The organism is Oleiphilus messinensis (genome assembly GCF_002162375.1).
GTDB classification, from domain to species: domain Bacteria; phylum Pseudomonadota; class Gammaproteobacteria; order Pseudomonadales; family Oleiphilaceae; genus Oleiphilus; species Oleiphilus messinensis.
The window spans coordinates 1045522-1063223 of record NZ_CP021425.1 but is presented as its reverse complement, the minus strand read 5'-3'; the positions used below and the strand labels follow the sequence as shown (position 1 = coordinate 1063223).

16 protein-coding genes are annotated in these 17702 nt (G+C 48.9%); 12 read left to right on the top strand and 4 right to left on the bottom strand.

The annotated features are described in order from the left end of the window. Positions 1-28 precede the first annotated feature (28 nt). The 3 genes from OLMES_RS04680 to OLMES_RS04670 form a co-directional block, all read right to left on the bottom strand. The gene (locus OLMES_RS04680) at positions 29-1024 is read right to left on the bottom strand and encodes a FecCD family ABC transporter permease (protein ID WP_198343218.1); all 996 of its coding nucleotides are present in this window, start codon (positions 1022-1024) and stop codon (positions 29-31) included. A 125-nt stretch (positions 1025-1149) separates the two neighbouring features. Continuing rightward, the gene (locus OLMES_RS04675) at positions 1150-2292 is read right to left on the bottom strand and encodes a PilT/PilU family type 4a pilus ATPase (protein WP_087460186.1); all 1143 of its coding nucleotides are present in this window, start codon (positions 2290-2292) and stop codon (positions 1150-1152) included. 65 nt (positions 2293-2357) lie between these two features. Beyond that, on the bottom strand, positions 2358-3392 hold the full coding sequence (locus OLMES_RS04670; RefSeq protein ID WP_087460185.1) for a type IV pilus twitching motility protein PilT: 1035 nt from the start codon (positions 3390-3392) through the stop codon (positions 2358-2360). 169 nt (positions 3393-3561) lie between these two features. Between OLMES_RS04670 and OLMES_RS04665 the strand changes: the two genes are divergently transcribed. The 9 genes from OLMES_RS04665 (at position 3562) to hemW (ending at position 12534) form a co-directional block, all read left to right on the top strand. Then, the gene (locus OLMES_RS04665; protein ID WP_087460184.1) at positions 3562-4242 is read left to right on the top strand and encodes a YggS family pyridoxal phosphate-dependent enzyme; all 681 of its coding nucleotides are present in this window, start codon (positions 3562-3564) and stop codon (positions 4240-4242) included. Positions 4243-4335: 93 nt separating this feature from the next. Further along, the gene (gene proC / locus OLMES_RS04660) at positions 4336-5160 is read left to right on the top strand and encodes a pyrroline-5-carboxylate reductase (protein WP_087460183.1); all 825 of its coding nucleotides are present in this window, start codon (positions 4336-4338) and stop codon (positions 5158-5160) included. 114 nt (positions 5161-5274) lie between these two features. Next, complete coding sequence (locus tag OLMES_RS04655; protein WP_087460182.1) at positions 5275-5850, top strand: YggT family protein; 576 nt, start codon at positions 5275-5277, stop codon at positions 5848-5850. Positions 5851-6153: 303 nt separating this feature from the next. Further along, positions 6154-8118 carry a dynamin family protein gene (locus OLMES_RS04650; protein WP_087460181.1) on the top strand — a complete coding sequence of 655 codons (1965 nt, stop codon included), beginning with the start codon at positions 6154-6156 and terminating at the stop codon, positions 8116-8118. A gap of 116 nt (positions 8119-8234) precedes the next feature. Then, entirely contained in the window at positions 8235-9437 is a 1203-nt protein-coding gene (gene metX, locus OLMES_RS04645; RefSeq protein WP_087460180.1) for a homoserine O-succinyltransferase MetX, read from the top strand. After that, positions 9434-10036: a methionine biosynthesis protein MetW gene (gene metW / locus OLMES_RS04640; protein ID WP_087460179.1), complete on the top strand. Its 603-nt coding sequence runs from the start codon at positions 9434-9436 to the stop codon at positions 10034-10036. The genes metX and metW overlap by 4 nt, the downstream gene beginning before the upstream one ends. Before the next feature lie 54 nt (positions 10037-10090). After that, positions 10091-10567, top strand: a complete 477-nt coding sequence (locus OLMES_RS04635) for a DUF4426 domain-containing protein (RefSeq protein WP_087460178.1) — start codon at positions 10091-10093, stop codon at positions 10565-10567. A gap of 114 nt (positions 10568-10681) precedes the next feature. Continuing rightward, positions 10682-11311, top strand: coding sequence for an XTP/dITP diphosphatase (locus OLMES_RS04630; protein WP_087460177.1), 630 nt, complete (start codon positions 10682-10684; stop codon positions 11309-11311). Between the two features lie 41 nt (positions 11312-11352). After that, the gene (gene hemW / locus OLMES_RS04625; protein ID WP_087460176.1) at positions 11353-12534 is read left to right on the top strand and encodes a radical SAM family heme chaperone HemW; all 1182 of its coding nucleotides are present in this window, start codon (positions 11353-11355) and stop codon (positions 12532-12534) included. Positions 12535-12564: 30 nt separating this feature from the next. On the opposite strand, the gene trmB is transcribed toward hemW, so the two are convergent. Further along, positions 12565-13263 carry a tRNA (guanosine(46)-N7)-methyltransferase TrmB gene (gene trmB, locus OLMES_RS04620; protein WP_087460175.1) on the bottom strand — a complete coding sequence of 233 codons (699 nt, stop codon included), beginning with the start codon at positions 13261-13263 and terminating at the stop codon, positions 12565-12567. Positions 13264-13792: 529 nt separating this feature from the next. Between trmB and OLMES_RS04615 the strand changes: the two genes are divergently transcribed. The 3 genes from OLMES_RS04615 to OLMES_RS04605 all read left to right on the top strand — a co-directional run bounded on the left by OLMES_RS04615 (position 13793) and on the right by OLMES_RS04605 (position 17643). Beyond that, a complete protein-coding gene (locus tag OLMES_RS04615; protein WP_087460174.1) occupies positions 13793-14662 on the top strand; it encodes a hypothetical protein in 870 nt (289 codons plus the stop codon). A 446-nt stretch (positions 14663-15108) separates the two neighbouring features. Then, a complete protein-coding gene (locus OLMES_RS04610) occupies positions 15109-16509 on the top strand; it encodes a CmpA/NrtA family ABC transporter substrate-binding protein (protein WP_087460173.1) in 1401 nt (466 codons plus the stop codon). Between the two features lie 111 nt (positions 16510-16620). Beyond that, positions 16621-17643 carry an ABC transporter permease gene (locus tag OLMES_RS04605; RefSeq protein ID WP_087460172.1) on the top strand — a complete coding sequence of 341 codons (1023 nt, stop codon included), beginning with the start codon at positions 16621-16623 and terminating at the stop codon, positions 17641-17643. Positions 17644-17702 lie beyond the last annotated feature (59 nt).

The window sequence follows — 17702 nt, the reverse complement described above, 5'->3', positions numbered from 1 at the left end:
CCATCGGGCTCTCTTGGAGAGCCCGGTATTAAGTTGAAGCTATTTGGTACCGACTCAATAAGTACAGAAACAGCGGCACACCTAAAACGGCGGTGACCATTCCGACAGGCAACGGCTCCGGCAACGCCGTTCGTGCCAGGGTGTCGGCAAAAGTCAGCAAGGCTCCTCCCGCCAACGCCGAGGCGGGTAGCAGTGCCCGGTAGCCATTAATGCCAGACAATCTGAGCCCGTGCGGTACCATCAGGCCAACAAAACCGATAGACCCGCCCAAGGTCACCGCACACCCCGTCATAAACGATACCGCCAGGTAACTCACAATTCGCAGTCTACGAACATTGACACCCGATGCAGTCGCCTGAGCATCCCCCCCTGACAACATATCCAACGACGGAGCCCATACCCATGAGAACAACAGCGCAATAACGATCACGACCAAAGACCAATAAGGAGAGGAAGGCGCACTCAGGTCGCCCATGAGCCAAAAACGCACCGCAGCCATTGACTGATGAGGCTCGGATACCAATAAAACACTGATCAACGCCCCCCACCCGGCAGCAACAACAATACCGGTCAATAGTATACGGAGCGGTGATCCCTGCCCCCGCCCTGCAAGGAAAAAAACCAGAAACATGGAAACCAATGCCCCAAAGAACGCACTGGAGCTAATTATCCACGCCGAGGCCCCGGAAATGATGGCGACGACAGATGCCACTGCAGCACCACCGGAAAGCCCGACCACATAGGGGTCCGCCAGCGGGTTTCGCAATAATACCTGCATAAGCGCGCCAGCCATTCCCAAGAGAGCTCCGGTTGAAAACGATGCAATCGCGCGGGGAAGCCTGAGCTGCAGCAAAACCTCCTGATTGATCGTATCACCATACCCCAGCCACCATTGCCAAAGACTGACCTGCATGGCACCACTGGAGAGCGCAAAAACAAAGCTCGCACCCGCCAATAAAACCAGTATTACGAACCAGCTTGAAATATTGATATGGAGAAAAAAGGTGCGTTTTAAGGTGATCATGAAATCCAAAATCCTTTTGGATCAATTTATTGAAGGGATAAACGGATTGATATACCCGGAAAACAGATTCGCTCAAGCGGCCTCAATCCAATGAAAACGGGCCGCTTACCCCGAAACATAAGTCATTAACGGAATGACGTGCCCTCATTGTCATCACTTATCATAAGCTTGTCAATCGAGGATCCCAGTTGCTCCGCACTCGCCGAATCGGATCCCAGTTTGATTAACAGGCGCAAATCGTTCGCCGAATCGGCATGGGCCAGGGCATCCTCGTAAGTGATTTCACCCGCCGCGTACAAGTCGTAGAGTGCCTGATCAAACGTTTGCATCCCGATATCACGGGATTTGCTCATCAACTCTTTAAGTTTGTGCACCTCGCCCTTACGAATAAGGTCTGCACAGAGGGGTGTATTGAGCAATACCTCGATTACCGCACGACGCCCTTTGCCATCAGGGGTTGGAATCAATTGCTGAGCCACGATTGCCTTAAGGTTTAACGATAGATCCATCCACACCTGATTGTGCTGCTCGGGGGGAAAGAAGTTAATAATCCGGTCCAGTGCCTGGTTCGCATTGTTGGCGTGCAAAGTACAAAGACACAGGTGCCCCGTCTCGGAAAATACCACGGCATAATCCATGGTTTCCCGGGTCCGGACCTCCCCGATCATGATTACATCCGGAGCCTGACGCAACGTGTTTTTCAGGGCAACCTCGAAACTGTCAGTATCCAGGCCCACTTCCCGCTGGGTTACAATACAACCCTGATGCTGGTGAATGTACTCTATTGGATCTTCGATCGAAATGATATGCCCTTTGCTGTTGCGATTACGATGACCAATCATGGATGCCAACGAGGTTGATTTACCGGTACCGGTTGCACCCACAAAAATAATCATACCGCGCTTGGTCATCGCCAGTGAGCGTATGACTTCCGGTAACCGCAAGTCCTCTATTTTGGGTATATTCGTCTCAATCCGCCGTAAAACCATTCCGGCCAGATTTCGTTGGTAAAATGCACTGACCCGGAAACGACCAATGCCGCGCGCGGAAATCGCAAAGTTGCACTCATGCTTAACCTGAAATTCTTCGCGCTGGCTTTCGCTCATCGTCCCCAACACAGTTTCCCGCGTCTGTTCCGGCGTCATGGAGGTTTTGGTTACCGGAACAATCTTTCCATTGATTTTGATACTGGGTGGAACGCCCGCGGTGATAAAAAGGTCCGAACCCCCTTTCTCAACCATCAACCGCAGCAATTTTTCGAAATCCATCTTTATCCTGCCTGTTTGATCGACGCAATCTGTTTAAAATTAAGATGTACTGAAAATAGGATGTATTAAAAGTTCTCCGGCATTTTCGCTTTTTCGCGCGCCGCTTCGCGGGTGATGATCCCCTTTTTCAGCAGTCCGGTGAGACACTGATCCAGAGTCTGCATCCCCAACTGAGCCCCGGTCTGGATTGAAGAATACATTTGCGCAATTTTGTCTTCGCGAATCAGGTTACGAATCGCCGGCGTACCGATCATGATTTCGTGTGCCGCGACACGTCCCCCACCAACCTTCTTCATCAACGTTTGAGACACAACCGCCTGCAGAGATTCCGAAAGCATGGAACGCACCATGGACTTCTCTTCTGCGGGGAATACATCAACCACCCGGTCGATGGTTTTCGCGGCCGAGGTGGTGTGCAAAGTACCGAACACCAAGTGCCCGGTTTCTGCGGCAGTCAGAGCCAGCCGAATGGTCTCAAGGTCACGCATCTCACCAACCAGTATGATGTCAGGGTCTTCCCGGAGCGCAGAACGAAGTGCTTCGTTAAATCCCAGAGTGTCACGGTGCACTTCACGCTGGTTAACCAGACACTTCTTACTCTCGTGCACAAATTCGATCGGGTCTTCAATGGTCAAAATGTGATCGTAACGAGTATCATTGATAAAGTCGATCATCGCTGCCAATGTCGTACTCTTACCGGAACCTGTGGGCCCGGTAACCAGTACAAGCCCCCTGGGATTCAGGGCTACATCTTTGAAAACCTGCCCCATGCCCAGGTCTTCCATAGTCAATACTTTCGAGGGAATAGTACGAAAAACCGCACCAGAACCACGATTCTGGTTAAACGCATTGACCCGGAAACGGGCCACTCCAGGCACTTCGAAAGAAAAGTCGGTTTCCAGAAACTCTTCATAATCCTTCCGTTGCTTATCGTTCATGATATCGTAGATCAGTGCATGGACTTCCTTGTGTTCCATTGCCGGAAGATTGATTCGACGCACATCACCGTCAACCCGGATCATTGGGGGTAAACCGGACGACAAGTGTAAATCCGACGCACCTTGCTTTGCTGAAAAGGCCAACAGTTCCGTAATATCCATTGGGTTCCTCTAACTTAATTCATCATAGGGGTAGGCCGCTCACCCATAAATTGACTGCAATCAAAAGCCGCGATTTCCGTAATTTTCCCGTGAAATCCGGGAACAGGGCTTGGCTTTCGTGTTGAGTCCAGTTACTTTAGGGGGCTTATTTCAATTTGTGTTTAAACTAATGATCAGCATAGCAGACAACCTGAATAACGTAAGGCAACGCATTAAAAAAGCGCAGACCAGCTCGCCGGTGCGTTTGTTGGCCGTATCGAAAACACGGACTGCAGATGAAGTGGACACCTTGCATCAACTGGGGGTTGACGAATTCGGAGAAAATTATCTCCAGGAAGCACTGGAAAAAATTGCCGCGCTCAATGCGCAGCATGAGCAGAGTATCATCTGGCATTTCATTGGGCCTATACAATCAAATAAAACCCGCCAGATTGCTGAACAATTTGACTGGGTGCAAAGTGTAGACCGGGAAAAGATTGTGACTCGACTCAATGAACAGCGCCCCGACAACCTGCCGCCATTGAATGTTTGCATCCAGATCAACATCAATGACGAGCAAAGCAAATCCGGTATTGCCCCGGAACAACTGACGGAACTGGCCAGACAAGTAAGTGCCAGTCCGAGACTCCAGCTCCGGGGCCTGATGACCATTCCTGCAGCCACCCAATCAGATGCGGAATTGAACGCCAGTTTGAATACAATGCATAACTTATTCAGAAATCTGCAAACCCAGTACCCAAGTGTCGACACCTTGTCAATGGGCATGTCTTCAGATATCGAAGCCGCGATCCAGTCGGGCTCGACCATGGTGCGTGTGGGGACTGCATTATTTGGCCCACGGACATCATGAATGCTGTTTACGTTCAACACGAACACCGTTTACTTTCATCCAGCTCGTTTACTTTGACCAGGAAACGATTGCCCTCATCAGGAGACTTTTACGTTGCAGGCACAACCTAAAATCGTATTCATCGGTGCCGGAAACATGGCATCCAGTATCATTGGTGGACTTATCGCGAACGGTTATGCACCTGAAACCCTGTGCGCCAGCGCGCCAGAACCCAAGCATCTTGAACACCTCTCGAGCCAGTACGGCATTGGTATCGAAGCCGATAACGGCAAAGCGGCAGAATCCGCAGATATTCTGGTACTGGCAGTCAAACCGCAAATCATCAAACCTGTATGCACCGAAATCGCAAGTGCAATTAAAAAGGATACTTTGGTGATCTCCATTGCTGCGGGTGTCGCAACGTCTCAAATCAGTGAATGGCTGGGCGGCACATTCCCGATTGTCCGCTGTATGCCGAACACGCCGGCACTCGTGCAGCAGGGTGCTTCCGGACTTTATGCCAACGCCCAGGTATCTGAAATACAGCTCACCATGGCAGAAACAATATTCGCCGCGGTGGGAGAAGTCGATTGGGTCGAAGATGAATCCGATATGCATGCGATTACCGCCATATCCGGCAGTGGCCCTGCCTACTTCTTCCTGATTCTGGAAGCACTGCAAGAAGCGGGAACCAACGCAGGCCTGAGCGCGAGCACCGCGCGCCGACTCGCAACCCAGACCATGCTGGGTGCAGCGCAAATGGCACAGCACAGCGAGCTGGAACTAGCTCAGCTGAAAAAGAATGTGATGTCCCCCGGAGGTACTACAGAACAAGCGATTAACACATTTGAAAGCGGGAACTTGAAAGATCTGATAAACGAAGCGGTGCAGGCTGCCAAGACTCGATCCATTGAGCTATCCAGCCTTTTTGACTCATAATACCCTCTGGATTGGTAACCAAACCAGAACAATCAGGTGGAACAATACTCCTTATGCCCACATATCAAAGATATTGCGGGTAATAAACAAACGGAATAGACAGGAATCTATTGCATGTTGGCTCAGATACTCATTTCAACTTTGCAGATACTTTCTGCATTTTATCTCACCATCGTCTTGCTGCGTTTTCTATTGCAAGTCGCTCGTGCGGACTTTTACAACCCAATTTCGCAGTTCGTGGTAAAAGCGACCAATCCGCTTTTAATCCCGCTACGCAGAATCGTACCCAGCATTGGCGGTGTTGATACCTCTTCCCTACTGCTTGCACTGTTGATCCAGACGCTGGTCTATTTCCTGATTATTCTCGCTTCGGGACAAGTAACGCTGAATCCGATCATCTTTGCCTGGGCCGCCGTGACAATCCTCGGACTGATACTGAAAATATACTTCTGGTCAATTATCGCTGTGATTATTCTGAGCTGGGTGGCCCAAGGCAGCTATCATCCTGCGGTCCAGCTACTGCATCAGCTGACTGAACCTGTCATGGCGCCTTTCCGTAAGCTGATTCCACCCATTGGTGGTTTGGATCTTTCGCCATTGGTCGTTTTCCTGGTGATCAATGTCCTCGATATCGTGGTAAACAACTTGGCCATTCAGGTTGGTTTAGGCCGACTTGGCGTCATGTTCTAAACAAACGCTCCACTTGATCCAATCGCTGACAGCAGCCGGACGCCAGAATACCTGGATTCTGGCTGCTATCAGTGTAAAAAAACAATAAATAACAGTCTGTTACACCACTCCCACCCGCCATTTTTTAACCATAATATCAGCCACTTAGCGTACCACGGGACCATTTTGTGAGGTGCGATGAGTATCAGACAGATGACCGCGGTTCAACAGGTTACAGACATTTTCACAAAGCCTTTCTATAATTGTGAGAATTCGTTCAAAAAACAACCAAGACAATTGGGAACTCGTTTACGGAAACACGCTATGAGCAAAAGCAGCCTGACCACCCATGTGGAAGCGTACCAAAAGTGGAAAAATTTATTGATAACGGAAATCGCCCGCTACCAGAACTGGCTTCAGGCCAATGGACTCTTTTCCGATGACATCAGCACCCGCTTGAAGCGCGGCTTTCAATTGCTCCGTGAAGATGAGCTCACCATTGCCTTTGTAGGAGAATATTCCCGAGGAAAAACAGAGTTAATCAACGCCCTGTTTTTCTCCGGTTTCGGCCAAAGAATGTTACCGTCACAGGCCGGGCGCACCACCATGTGCCCCACAGAGTTGTTCTATGATCGCAAACAAAATCGTAATTATATCCAGTTGTTACCGATTGAGACCCGAGCTAGTGAAGCCACGCTGGCCAACCTGAAGAAGCAACCGGAACGCTGGCATACCATCGATTTGAGCCTCGATTCTCCACAGAGTATGCGCGCCGCGCTTGATCAGGTCGCCCATACCAAAACCGTCACCGTTGCAGAAGCGAGAGCGCTTGGTTTCCATGACAGCATGCTCGACCATGACCATAAACAGCCAGGTAGAGTCATTATTCCGGCTTGGCGTCATGCACTCATCAGCCTGAAAGATCCTCTTTTGGAACAAGGACTACGAATTCTGGACACGCCGGGGCTGAATGCCCTGGGTTCTGAACCGGAACTAACGGTCAGCATGCTCCCGAGCGCGCACGCGATTCTGTTTTTACTCAGTGCCGATACCGGTGTCACCGCCAGTGACATGACAATCTGGAAAGAGTTCATTGACACCGAAAACGCCGACCACAGGGCAGGCCGATTTGCTGTGCTGAACAAAATTGACGTCTTGTGGGATGACCTGCAGGGTGATGAGTATACCGCGAAATCGATCAAAAACGTGCGTACCTATACGGCAGAACATTTGGGGATGATAGCTGACGATGTTATTCCGGTTTCTGCAAAACAAGGCCTGATCGCCAAAGTTAAAAGTGACAACGCACTGCTGGCTCGAAGTGCTCTGCCCGAACTGGAACACTTAATCAGCCAGAAAATCCTGGAACAGAAAGAACGTCTCATAACCCAAACCCTGGTAAACGACCTCCTGGGCATGCTGCAAAACAGCGAAGCTATTTTAAATTCGCGCCTGGAATTCATGGCAGAACAACATCAATCCAGCCTCGAAAAAGGTGTGAGCAAAGAAATCATTACCTCGCTGACCGAGAAAACACAAACTGACTATGACTTTTACTACAAAAAGCTGATTACACTGCGCTCCAGTCGCCGCTTAATGAAATCCCAAGGGGACATTTTGAGTGAATTGGTCTGTGCCGAACGGTTTGAGTCGCACCTGGAAAAAACCAAAGAAATGCTGCAGAGCAGCTGGACAACCATCGGTATGAACCGGGCCATGACCGGTCTGTTTGATCTCATCGAACATGACTTTGCCAACCTGATGAGTGAGGTCAGCCTCGCAGATAAAATGGTTTCTTCAATCTACAAGCGCTATACGGAAGATACCCGGGCCAAACACTTGCATCCGGTACCGTTCAACATTCGCCGGGCCATGCGCGACTTCCGACAGTTGAAAAACAAGGCAGAACAGTTCCGGCGGAACCCGAAAACCATTATGACCGAACAAACACTGGTCATAAAACGTTTCTTCAACACCCTGGTCAGCGAGCTTAGGAATATCTATGATCGGGTGAATAAAGAAGCAGTACGCTGGCCCGAAGAGGCGTTGCTGCCGATCATGCAATACTCCCTGGAACAAAAACAGTTGCTGGAACATCAAATACGACGATTAAAAGGGCTTACCGAGAACAACCGGAACATGGCCGCAGAACGGGAGCGTTTGCGTTTATTAATTCAGGAAACCCGCGAGCAACTCCAGACTGTCGAATCCATACATCGCGTGTTTCGCAAACCGGCACCAACCCTTTCAACTAAAAAAGTCGTGAGCATCACAGGGAAAATTGCCTGATAATCCACAACAGAAACAGGCCCTGATATTGCACACAGAGCTTGCCTACTCACGCTTTCCTGTTACACTCCCGGAACACTATCCATTCCGCCTAACAGGAAACGTGAACTCAAGAGATGCCAGCGACCATTCCTGCCGATTCTGTCGGTATTGTGACACCCACAACTCTTCACTTTGATGATCCACTGCAGCTACAAAGTGGCAAGCAACTTGATCAATACGATCTGGTGGTTGAAACATATGGAACTTTGAATGCCAAAGCCAACAATGCCATATTGATTTGTCACGCGTTGAGTGGCCATCATCATGCTGCCGGCTACCATAGCAAAGCGGATCGTAAACCCGGCTGGTGGGACTCGTGTATTGGCCCGGGCAAACCCATTGACACCAATCGTTTTTACGTTGTCAGTTTGAATAACCTCGGGGGCTGTCACGGATCTACCGGCCCGACCAGTATCAACCCCGCTACGGGAAAACCTTACGGACCTGACTTCCCGATCATCACCGTACCGGATTGGGTCAATAGTCAGGCACGCCTGGCTGACCGTCTGGGCATAAAATGCTGGGCTGCCATTGTGGGAGGGAGTTTGGGCGGTATGCAAGCATTGCAGTGGGCCATCGATTATCCTGAACGGGTTGAGAATGCGGTTGTCATCGCATCAACACCCAAGCTTACTGCGCAAAACATCGCCTTCAACGAAGTCGCTCGCAAAGCCATCACCTCCGACCCCGATTTCTGCGAGGGGCGCTATTATGACTTCGAAAAAATTCCCAAGCGGGGGCTCATGCTGGCCCGAATGGTGGGTCATATTACCTACCTTTCTGACGCGTCCATGGGGGAAAAATTCGGTCGTGAATTGAGGGACAAGGCCCCAAAATTCAATTTTGACGTGGAGTTTGAAGTCGAAAGTTATCTGCATTATCAGGGCGAGCGCTTCTCGGAAAGTTTTGACGCCAACACCTATTTGCTCATGACACGGGCTTTGGACTATTTTGATCCTGCCCGTGAATACAATGATCAACTGGAAGTCGCGTTCAAAAAAGCAACCTGCCAATTTCTGGTTGTATCTTTCAGTACAGACTGGCGCTTCTCACCGGAACGCTCGGAACTGCTCGTGGACTCACTAATCAAAGCCGGTAAGCGCGTGAGCTATGCTGAGATCGAAGCACCACATGGTCATGATGCCTTTTTGATCCCGACACCCCGGTATGTTGAAGTGTTTAACGCGTATATGGATCGGATTGCCGATCAACTCGATATTGATCCTGGCAACGGTTCACTACAAGCAGGCTTGGGAGCCGAGGGAGGTACAGCATGAGACCCGATCTGGATATTATTCAGGAATGGATCGCTCCCTCCACCCACATCCTGGATGTGGGTTGCGGAGATGGTACCCTGCTCCGCTATTTGCAAGAGCACAAATCGGTTTCCGGCTACGGCCTGGAAATCAACCCCAGCCTGATCAGCCATTGTATTCGCAACGGGGTGAATGTCATCGAGCAGGATGTCGATTCCAAGGGCTTGAGTAACTTTCAGGATGACAGTTTTGACGCAGTCGTAATGACCCAGGCGCTACAAGCTGTCCGACAGCCGGATATCATGCTGGAAGAAATGCTTCGCCTTGGACGTGAATGCATCATCACATTTCCAAATTTTGGCCATTGGACTTGTCGCTATTACCTGGCCGGTAAAGGCAAAATGCCCATGTCCAAGACCCTGCCCTATACATGGTACAATACACCAAACATCCATTTATGTACGTTTAAAGATTTCGAAACGCTGTGCTACAAAAAGAACATTCGAATTTTAAATCGGACGGTGGTCGATCGAGAGCACCGACATCGCTGGTTCAACAAAATGTGGCCAAACTTGTTGGGCGAAATCGCGATCTATCGCGTCACGCGCTCACTGCGCTAATGCCGATAACTCCAACGTATAAAACGTAATGAGACTAAAAGAAAGGGGAACGAGATGAAGATGCGACTGGACGCCTCTAATGTGGCCATTTATCTGGCCACCCTGCTGTGTGCGATACTGCTCGCCTGGCCACCCGCCACCCAGGCAGAACAGAAGGAAATCTTCGACGGTTATGAAGTGCATTACAATGCCTTCAACAGCACATTCCTGAGTCCGGAAGTCGCAAAACAATACGGTATCATTCGCAGTAAGTCCCTGGCACTGTTAAATGTTTCCGTACTCAAACTCCCAGACCAGAGTGGTGGAACACCGCTCCCCGTTGCCGCGTCAGTCAAAGGCACCATCACTAATAATGTTCAGCAACAGCGGGAAATCGACTTTACCCGGATCACGGAAGGTCAAGCAGTCTACTATCTGGGCCAGTTTCAGTTCTCTGAAAATGACCTGCTCGTATTTAATCTCGACGCGACACCGGATGGCTCCACAAGGCCATTAAAACTGAGATTCAGCCAAAGCTTTTTCGCCCAGTAAAGCGTTTTAACCTAGTAAAACTTTCAACCTAGCAAAACAGCGGTTCGATAGCGCAACAAACCGTCAGCATACTGACCACATAAAGACAGCACACTACTTCAGGAGCATTATTCCATGACCAGAGTTGTCATCGCCAGCAGCAACAAGGGCAAGCTCAACGAGTTCAATATCATGCTCAATGCCCTGGATATTCAAGTTCTGCCGCAAGCTGATTTTGACATCCCGGAAGTTGAGGAGACAGGCCAAAGCTTTGTCGAGAATGCAATTCTGAAGGCCCGAAATGCCTGTAAGTATTCCGGACTTCCGGCCCTCGCTGATGATTCCGGACTGGTCGTCGATGCACTTCAGGGCAATCCGGGCATTTTCTCTGCACGTTATGCGGGCCCCAATGCAACAGATCAGGACAACATTGAAAAATTAATGTCTGCATTACAATCGGTGCCCGAGGAAGGTCGCTCAGCACGATTTCATTGTGCTTTAGTCTTTATGCTGCACGAAAAAGATCCAACACCTTTGGTGTGCCAGGGCAACTGGGAAGGTCGTATCCATACCCGGATTACCGGTAACGGTGGCTTTGGTTACGATCCCGTATTCTGGGTTGAAGAACTGAACTGCACTGCAGCCGAACTCAGTGCCGAGGCAAAAAACGAGCGAAGCCATCGGGGTCTGGCCCTGAAACAACTCAAACAGCAGATTCAGGACAAGTTGAATCGCCAGCTCGACAGCCATGATATCGCAGGGTAACCTTGCGGCACGATATTAAACTATTGTCACGATATTAAACTATGGCCACACATACAGGCGAACAGGTCTCTGAAATTGTACTTCCTCCACTGTCTTTGTATGTCCATATCCCGTGGTGCGTCAAAAAATGTCCGTATTGTGATTTTAACTCCCATACATTGCAGTCTGACCTGGATGAGAAGCAATATTTGCAGCAGCTTCTCGCAGATCTGGACAGCGATTTGCACTGGGTGCAAGCCCGTAAATTAGAATCAATCTTTATCGGTGGCGGTACGCCCAGCACACTTACGCCGCAATTCTATCAACAATTATTTGATGCGCTACGCACCCGGCTCCATTTTGATCTTGCTACCGAGATCACCATGGAGGCGAACCCCGGGACAGTGGATGAGCGCCGTTTTTATGGCTACAGGAATGCGGGAATTAATCGTCTATCCCTCGGGATTCAGAGTTTCAACCCCAAACATTTGAGCGTGCTGGGACGTATTCATGATCAGCAACAAGCCCATAGCGCCATTACTGCAGCCCGAAAAGCAGGGTTTGAAAATATCAACCTCGATCTAATGCATGGTTTACCCGCACAGGATATTACAGAGGCATTGGAAGATTTAGAGCAGGCACTGAGTCACAATCCTCAGCATCTCAGTTGGTACCAGTTAACCATAGAGCCGAACACGGCCTTCTACAGCAGCCCCCCACCCATACCGGACGATGATCGACTTTGGGACATCCAGCTGGCCGGCTTTACCCGCCTTGCAAAAGCGGGTTTTCAACAATATGAGGTGTCGGCCTTCAGTAAACCTGGGCTGCAAGCCAAACATAATCTCAATTATTGGAAGTTTGGCGACTATCTTGGCATTGGTGCAGGCGCTCACGGTAAAGTCAGCCAATTAACAGACTCGCCACCCGGGTTGGAAATCCTGCGTTATAACAAAACCCGACAACCCGCTGCATACCTGAAGCGCATGCATCAATTTGCTGCAGCCACATCCATTATTGAACCGGAAGATCTTCCGTTCGAGTTCATGATGAATGCACTGCGGCTGGTTAAGGGCGTGAATCCAGATTTGTTCCGTTCGCGAACGGGTCTACCGCTAAGCACAATAATACAACCCCTCAGTGCCGCCCGGGCGAAAGGGCTTATCGAACCCAGCCGCCTGCAAACAACGGAACTGGGTTTCAAATTCCTGAATGAAACACTGTCCTGTTTTATGGGAAACTAGAACCTGTTGACGCAATAATAAGTCAGGCACCTAATCGGTACGTTTAAAAAGCAAATCCCAAACACCGTGCCCCAAGCGCTCTCCACGCTTTTCAAATTTGGTGACCGGTCGGCTATCTGGCCTGGGGGCATACTGACCTGCATCCATTACATTCTGGTACCCCGGTGCAGCTGACATTACCTTCATCATATGCTCGGCATAGTTTTCCCAGTCTGTCGCCATGTGAAAAACGCCACCGACTTTCAGGCGAGTACGGATCAGATCAACGAATTTTGGTTGCACCAATCTGCGCTTATGGTGCCGCTTTTTATGCCATGGATCGGGAAAAAACAGCTGCACGCGATCCAGACTCGACTCTGGAATACAATGTTCCAGCACTTCCACTGCATCATGGCAATACATGCGTACATTACTGACGTTATGTTGCTCCATCTCCAACAACAGTCCACCTATCCCGGGGGGATGTACTTCTACTCCGACGAACCCGGTGTCCGGTTCCTGTGCAGCCATTTGCGCCAGCGATTTACCCATGCCAAACCCGATTTCCAGCACACGTGGACATTCACGGCCAAACAGTGCTTCAAAATCCAGAATCCCTTGATCCACCGTCAGGCCGTATTCTGGCCAACCCTGATCGTAAGCTTTCTGCTGTCCTGTGGTCATCCGGCCACTTCGAATTACAAAGCTGCGGATACGTCTGCGTTTTAATTCATCTACATCTTGTGTCATTCAAGGCTTACCCAAACATTTACTATTATCGCGGCGGCGTGACTGGCGAATTTAAACATAGTCTACACCCGAACGCTTTAATCATCCGAACCATGCATCAAATTGCACCTTAATTGCATCAGCCCAATGCGCCACTATAGTGCAAACGTTCCAAATATTCACACAATCCCACCTTAAGGGCGGCCATTATAACCTCATTTCACGCCCGAAAAAGTACAAAGTTAAAAACCCAAACAAGCAGACTTTTACGCTTTTGGGGGTGCGGAAAACAACTTAATGACCGGGAAAGGCAAATATCTGCATCCGCTTGAAAGAAATATCTACTTGTTTTTTCGAGCATTAATAGAAAATTAACAGCGTATTTATCCAAATTGTACAAATCTACCCAACGTCCATGGGTAAATAATCAACGGGATAAAATCCATAACGTTCACCCATTCGAATCGCTCCGCAAAAACATGGCCTGATTTATGCTTTAGGAGATACCACTAAAGAGGTATAACAAAACTAAACTAAAACATTAAGTCTCATGAATGATCAATCTATAGCACTCTTATTTGAAAAACATAAACTAAGGCAAGCCGGGCTGGATATCGCGCTCGAGCTACTGGAACTCACGGAATTGATTCAGCAACACCGTGGTTACACGCTTGCAGTCCTGGGCGGAAACAATTTCTTCGAGTCTCGGGTGGTATTTAAGTCACGGGAAATTGACCGGCACCTCCAGTCGATTAAAGTCAAGCTACCGGTATACAGCCATGCGCAAGCAGACCATCCTTCGTCTCTCCGTGAAAAACAGATAAAAGCACTGACCAACGAATGGTTGACGATATCCCAACACTGGCGCAAAGACTCAGCCTTCGAGTGCTTCCTGCTACACAGCCACTTTATTAATCAGGTACTGAAGCTTATATGGGATGTCGCCGAAGTCACTGGACATTTGGATGTGAGCGTACAACACAACCAACTGGTGCTGTTGGGTCTGCGAAAGATACCTGAGCTCATCGAAAATATCGCCCAAAGTCGAGGCCTGGGTGTGCATATTGTTTCAACACCCGTAAGAGACGATCGCATCCTCTCCCGGCTCGACTATCTCAGTCAATCCATCGTCGATGCGCACATTCAGATTGTCGAAGAATTGAAAGGGTTGAATCATGACCTTTCTGGTGAACTGAAAAACAAACTGTTATCAGAACAGTGCTACGATCAATTGCTGGACTACACCAAACGCCTGATGGCCTTACCTGGTAACCAGCAACACAATCCCAAAACAGCGGATCTGTTATTCGCACAAGCCACTCGGATTATCACCCTGCAATATGAGATCGCCCGCAAAACGATTAGAAGTTTGAATTACAGTATGGAGCCCGCCATGCAATCCTGGGTGGGTTTCGGCTAAGCCTGACTTTTAACCATTGAGTGCTCAATAACAGAACAAACAACTTTTCACCACGGGTGGTCGCTCTGGCCATCGGTGGTTTTTTTGTGCGTCAGAAAAAAACATACTCCCCAGTTTAGTGCAAATACCACCACCTAGGTATGCACTAAAAAAGTGAAGCAAGCAATATTACCCCGCCAATACAGATCAAATAACGTGCATTTTTAATGCACCTCAAAATCCATAAATTCATAAACCACTGTTTTTATTCAATATTAAAATTTCAGGCACACGCTTTGAATTAATCCCAAGTAGGTATGCAGCAAATCATATTAATTCAATGTGATTACTTATTAATAAATACCTCAATACACACCAGAGGTATGAACACAGTTTAAAGAACTCACTCAATAACAAATTGAACGACTTTCAATAACGAATTAATTAACTAGTAGAAGGATGTTGCAATGGCAAAGTTCACTCATTGGCTAAACCGCCCGGGCAAAAAACAAAAACTGGCTAAGGCGCTTGGCTTGATTTCCGCCATCACTTTTGGTGCGGCAAGTCAGACCGCAATGGCTGTAGAGGACATTGAGAAAGAAGACCTGAAATTTGGTTTTATCAAACTGACCGACATGGCTCCACTTGCTATTGCCAAAGAAAAAGGCTTTTTTGAAGAAGAAGGCCTGTTCGTTGAACTGGAAGCGCAGGCGAACTGGAAAGTACTGCTGGATCGCGTTATAACGGGTGAGCTTGACGGCGCGCACATGCTGGCCGGTCAACCTCTCGGTGCAACCATCGGATTTGGCACCCAGGCTCACATCATCACCGCCTTTAGTATGGATTTGAACGGTAACGGCATCACCGTATCCAATTCAGTCTGGGATGAAATGAAAAAGCACATCCCGCACAAAGACGGCAAGCCCGTTCACCCCATCAAAGCAGATGCTTTGAAGCCGGTAATCGAAAAATACAAAGATGAGGGCAAGCCGTTCAATATGGGCATGGTTTTCCCGGTATCCACCCACAACTATGAATTGCGCTACTGGCTCGCCGCAGGCGGCATTCACCCAGGCTACTATGCACCACATAAAGGCGATACTTCCGGCAAGATCGATGCAGAAGCGCTGCTGTCCGTAACACCACCACCACAAATGCCTGCAACGTTGGAAGCAGGGACCATCTACGGCTACTGCGTGGGTGAACCCTGGAACCAGCAAGCGGTATTCAAAGGCATCGGTGTTCCGGTCATTACAGATTATGAAATCTGGAAGGACAATCCGGAAAAAGTATTTGGTGTGAGCAAAAAATGGGCAGATGAATACCCCAACACCCATATCGCAGTGGTCAAAGCCATGATCAGAGCAGCCAAGTGGCTGGATGATAAAAACAACGCAAACCGGCCAGAAGCGGTGAAAATTCTTTCCAAACCTTACTACGTGGGTGCCGACTATGACGTTATCGCCAACAGTATGACAGGTACGTTTGAATACGAAAAAGGCGACAAGCGTGAAGTCCCTGACTTTAACGTCTTCTTCCGCTACAACGCCACCTACCCATACTACAGTGATGCAATCTGGTACCTGACCCAAATGCGTCGCTGGGGCCAAATCTCCGAAGCGAAGCCTGATACCTGGTACATGGATATCGCGAAAAAAGTATATCGTCCCGATATCTACGCACAAGCGGCGAAAGAACTGATTGCTGAAGGCAAAATTCCGGCCAGTGAATTCCCCGATTTCGCAACCGAAACAGGCTTTAAACCACCTCAAAAAGAATTTATCGACAACGTTACTTACGATGGTAGCAAACCAAATGAATACCTGGGTAAATTCAAAATTGGCCTGAAAGGTAACGACAAAATATAAGAGCTCAACCGTAGTGGAAAACTACTGATCCGAGCTCCTGAACACACTATCGCAAACCCGGTCGGTGCACAGGATGAGTGTACCGGCCACCAACCCCGAGACAGGTGCATTATGGCAACACGGATCATCTCAATGTTCGAGAGTATCGGATTCTCCTGGTTTACCCCGATTATCCGGCTTCTGATTGGCGAAAACCCGAAAGAGCAGTTAATGGTCATGTTAAAACAAATTGGAATTCCCGTCGCTGCATTCTTTGCATTCCTATTCCTTTGGCACGTTGGTGCTCAAAGCGTTGACACCAGCCTGGGTAAATTGCCAGGCCCGGTTCAAGTGGCAGAACAAAGTCAGACTTTATGGGCTGAGCACCGGGAAGAACGGGCGAAAGAAGCGGCCTTTTACGAGCGACAGGAAGAACGCAATGCCAAAAAACTGGCCAAAAATCCAGAAGCTGAGGTCAAATGGCGTGATTATCGTGGTCGCCCCACATACGTGGATCAAATCTGGACCAGTCTCTACACCGTTTTCACGGGCTTCATTCTGGCGAGCCTGATTGCCATCCCTGTTGGTATCATCTGTGGACTCAATCAATCAGCCTACTCTGCATTGAATCCATTAATTCAAATTTTCAAACCAGTCTCCCCCCTGGCCTGGTTGCCAATCGTAACCATGGTTGTCAGCGCACTTTATGTGAGTGATGACCCCATATTCGAAAAATCGTTTCTAACCTCAGCGGTTACGGTAACGCTATGTTGTCTCTGGCCGACATTGATCAACACCGCAGTGGGCGTGTCATCCATTAGTTCAGATCTGATCAATGTAAGCCGCGTATTACGCCTGAACAATGCACAGAAAATTGTGAAAATCGTACTACCGTCCTCAATTCCCATGATATTCACCGGTTTACGCCTGTCGCTGGGTGTAGGTTGGATGGTACTGATTGCCGCTGAAATGCTGGCCCAAAACCCGGGTCTCGGTAAGTTTGTGTGGGATGAGTTCCAAAATGGCAGCTCGAATTCACTGGGCAGAATAATGGTCGCCGTTTTAACCATTGGCTTAATCGGCTTTGTACTGGATCGTTTGATGTTGAGTCTGCAACGCTGGGTGTCCTGGGACAAATCAGCAGATTTACGCTAACGAACGGTTTTCAGGAATTGACCGAAGTTTTGCAAACTTACAAATGAACTTACTCTTTG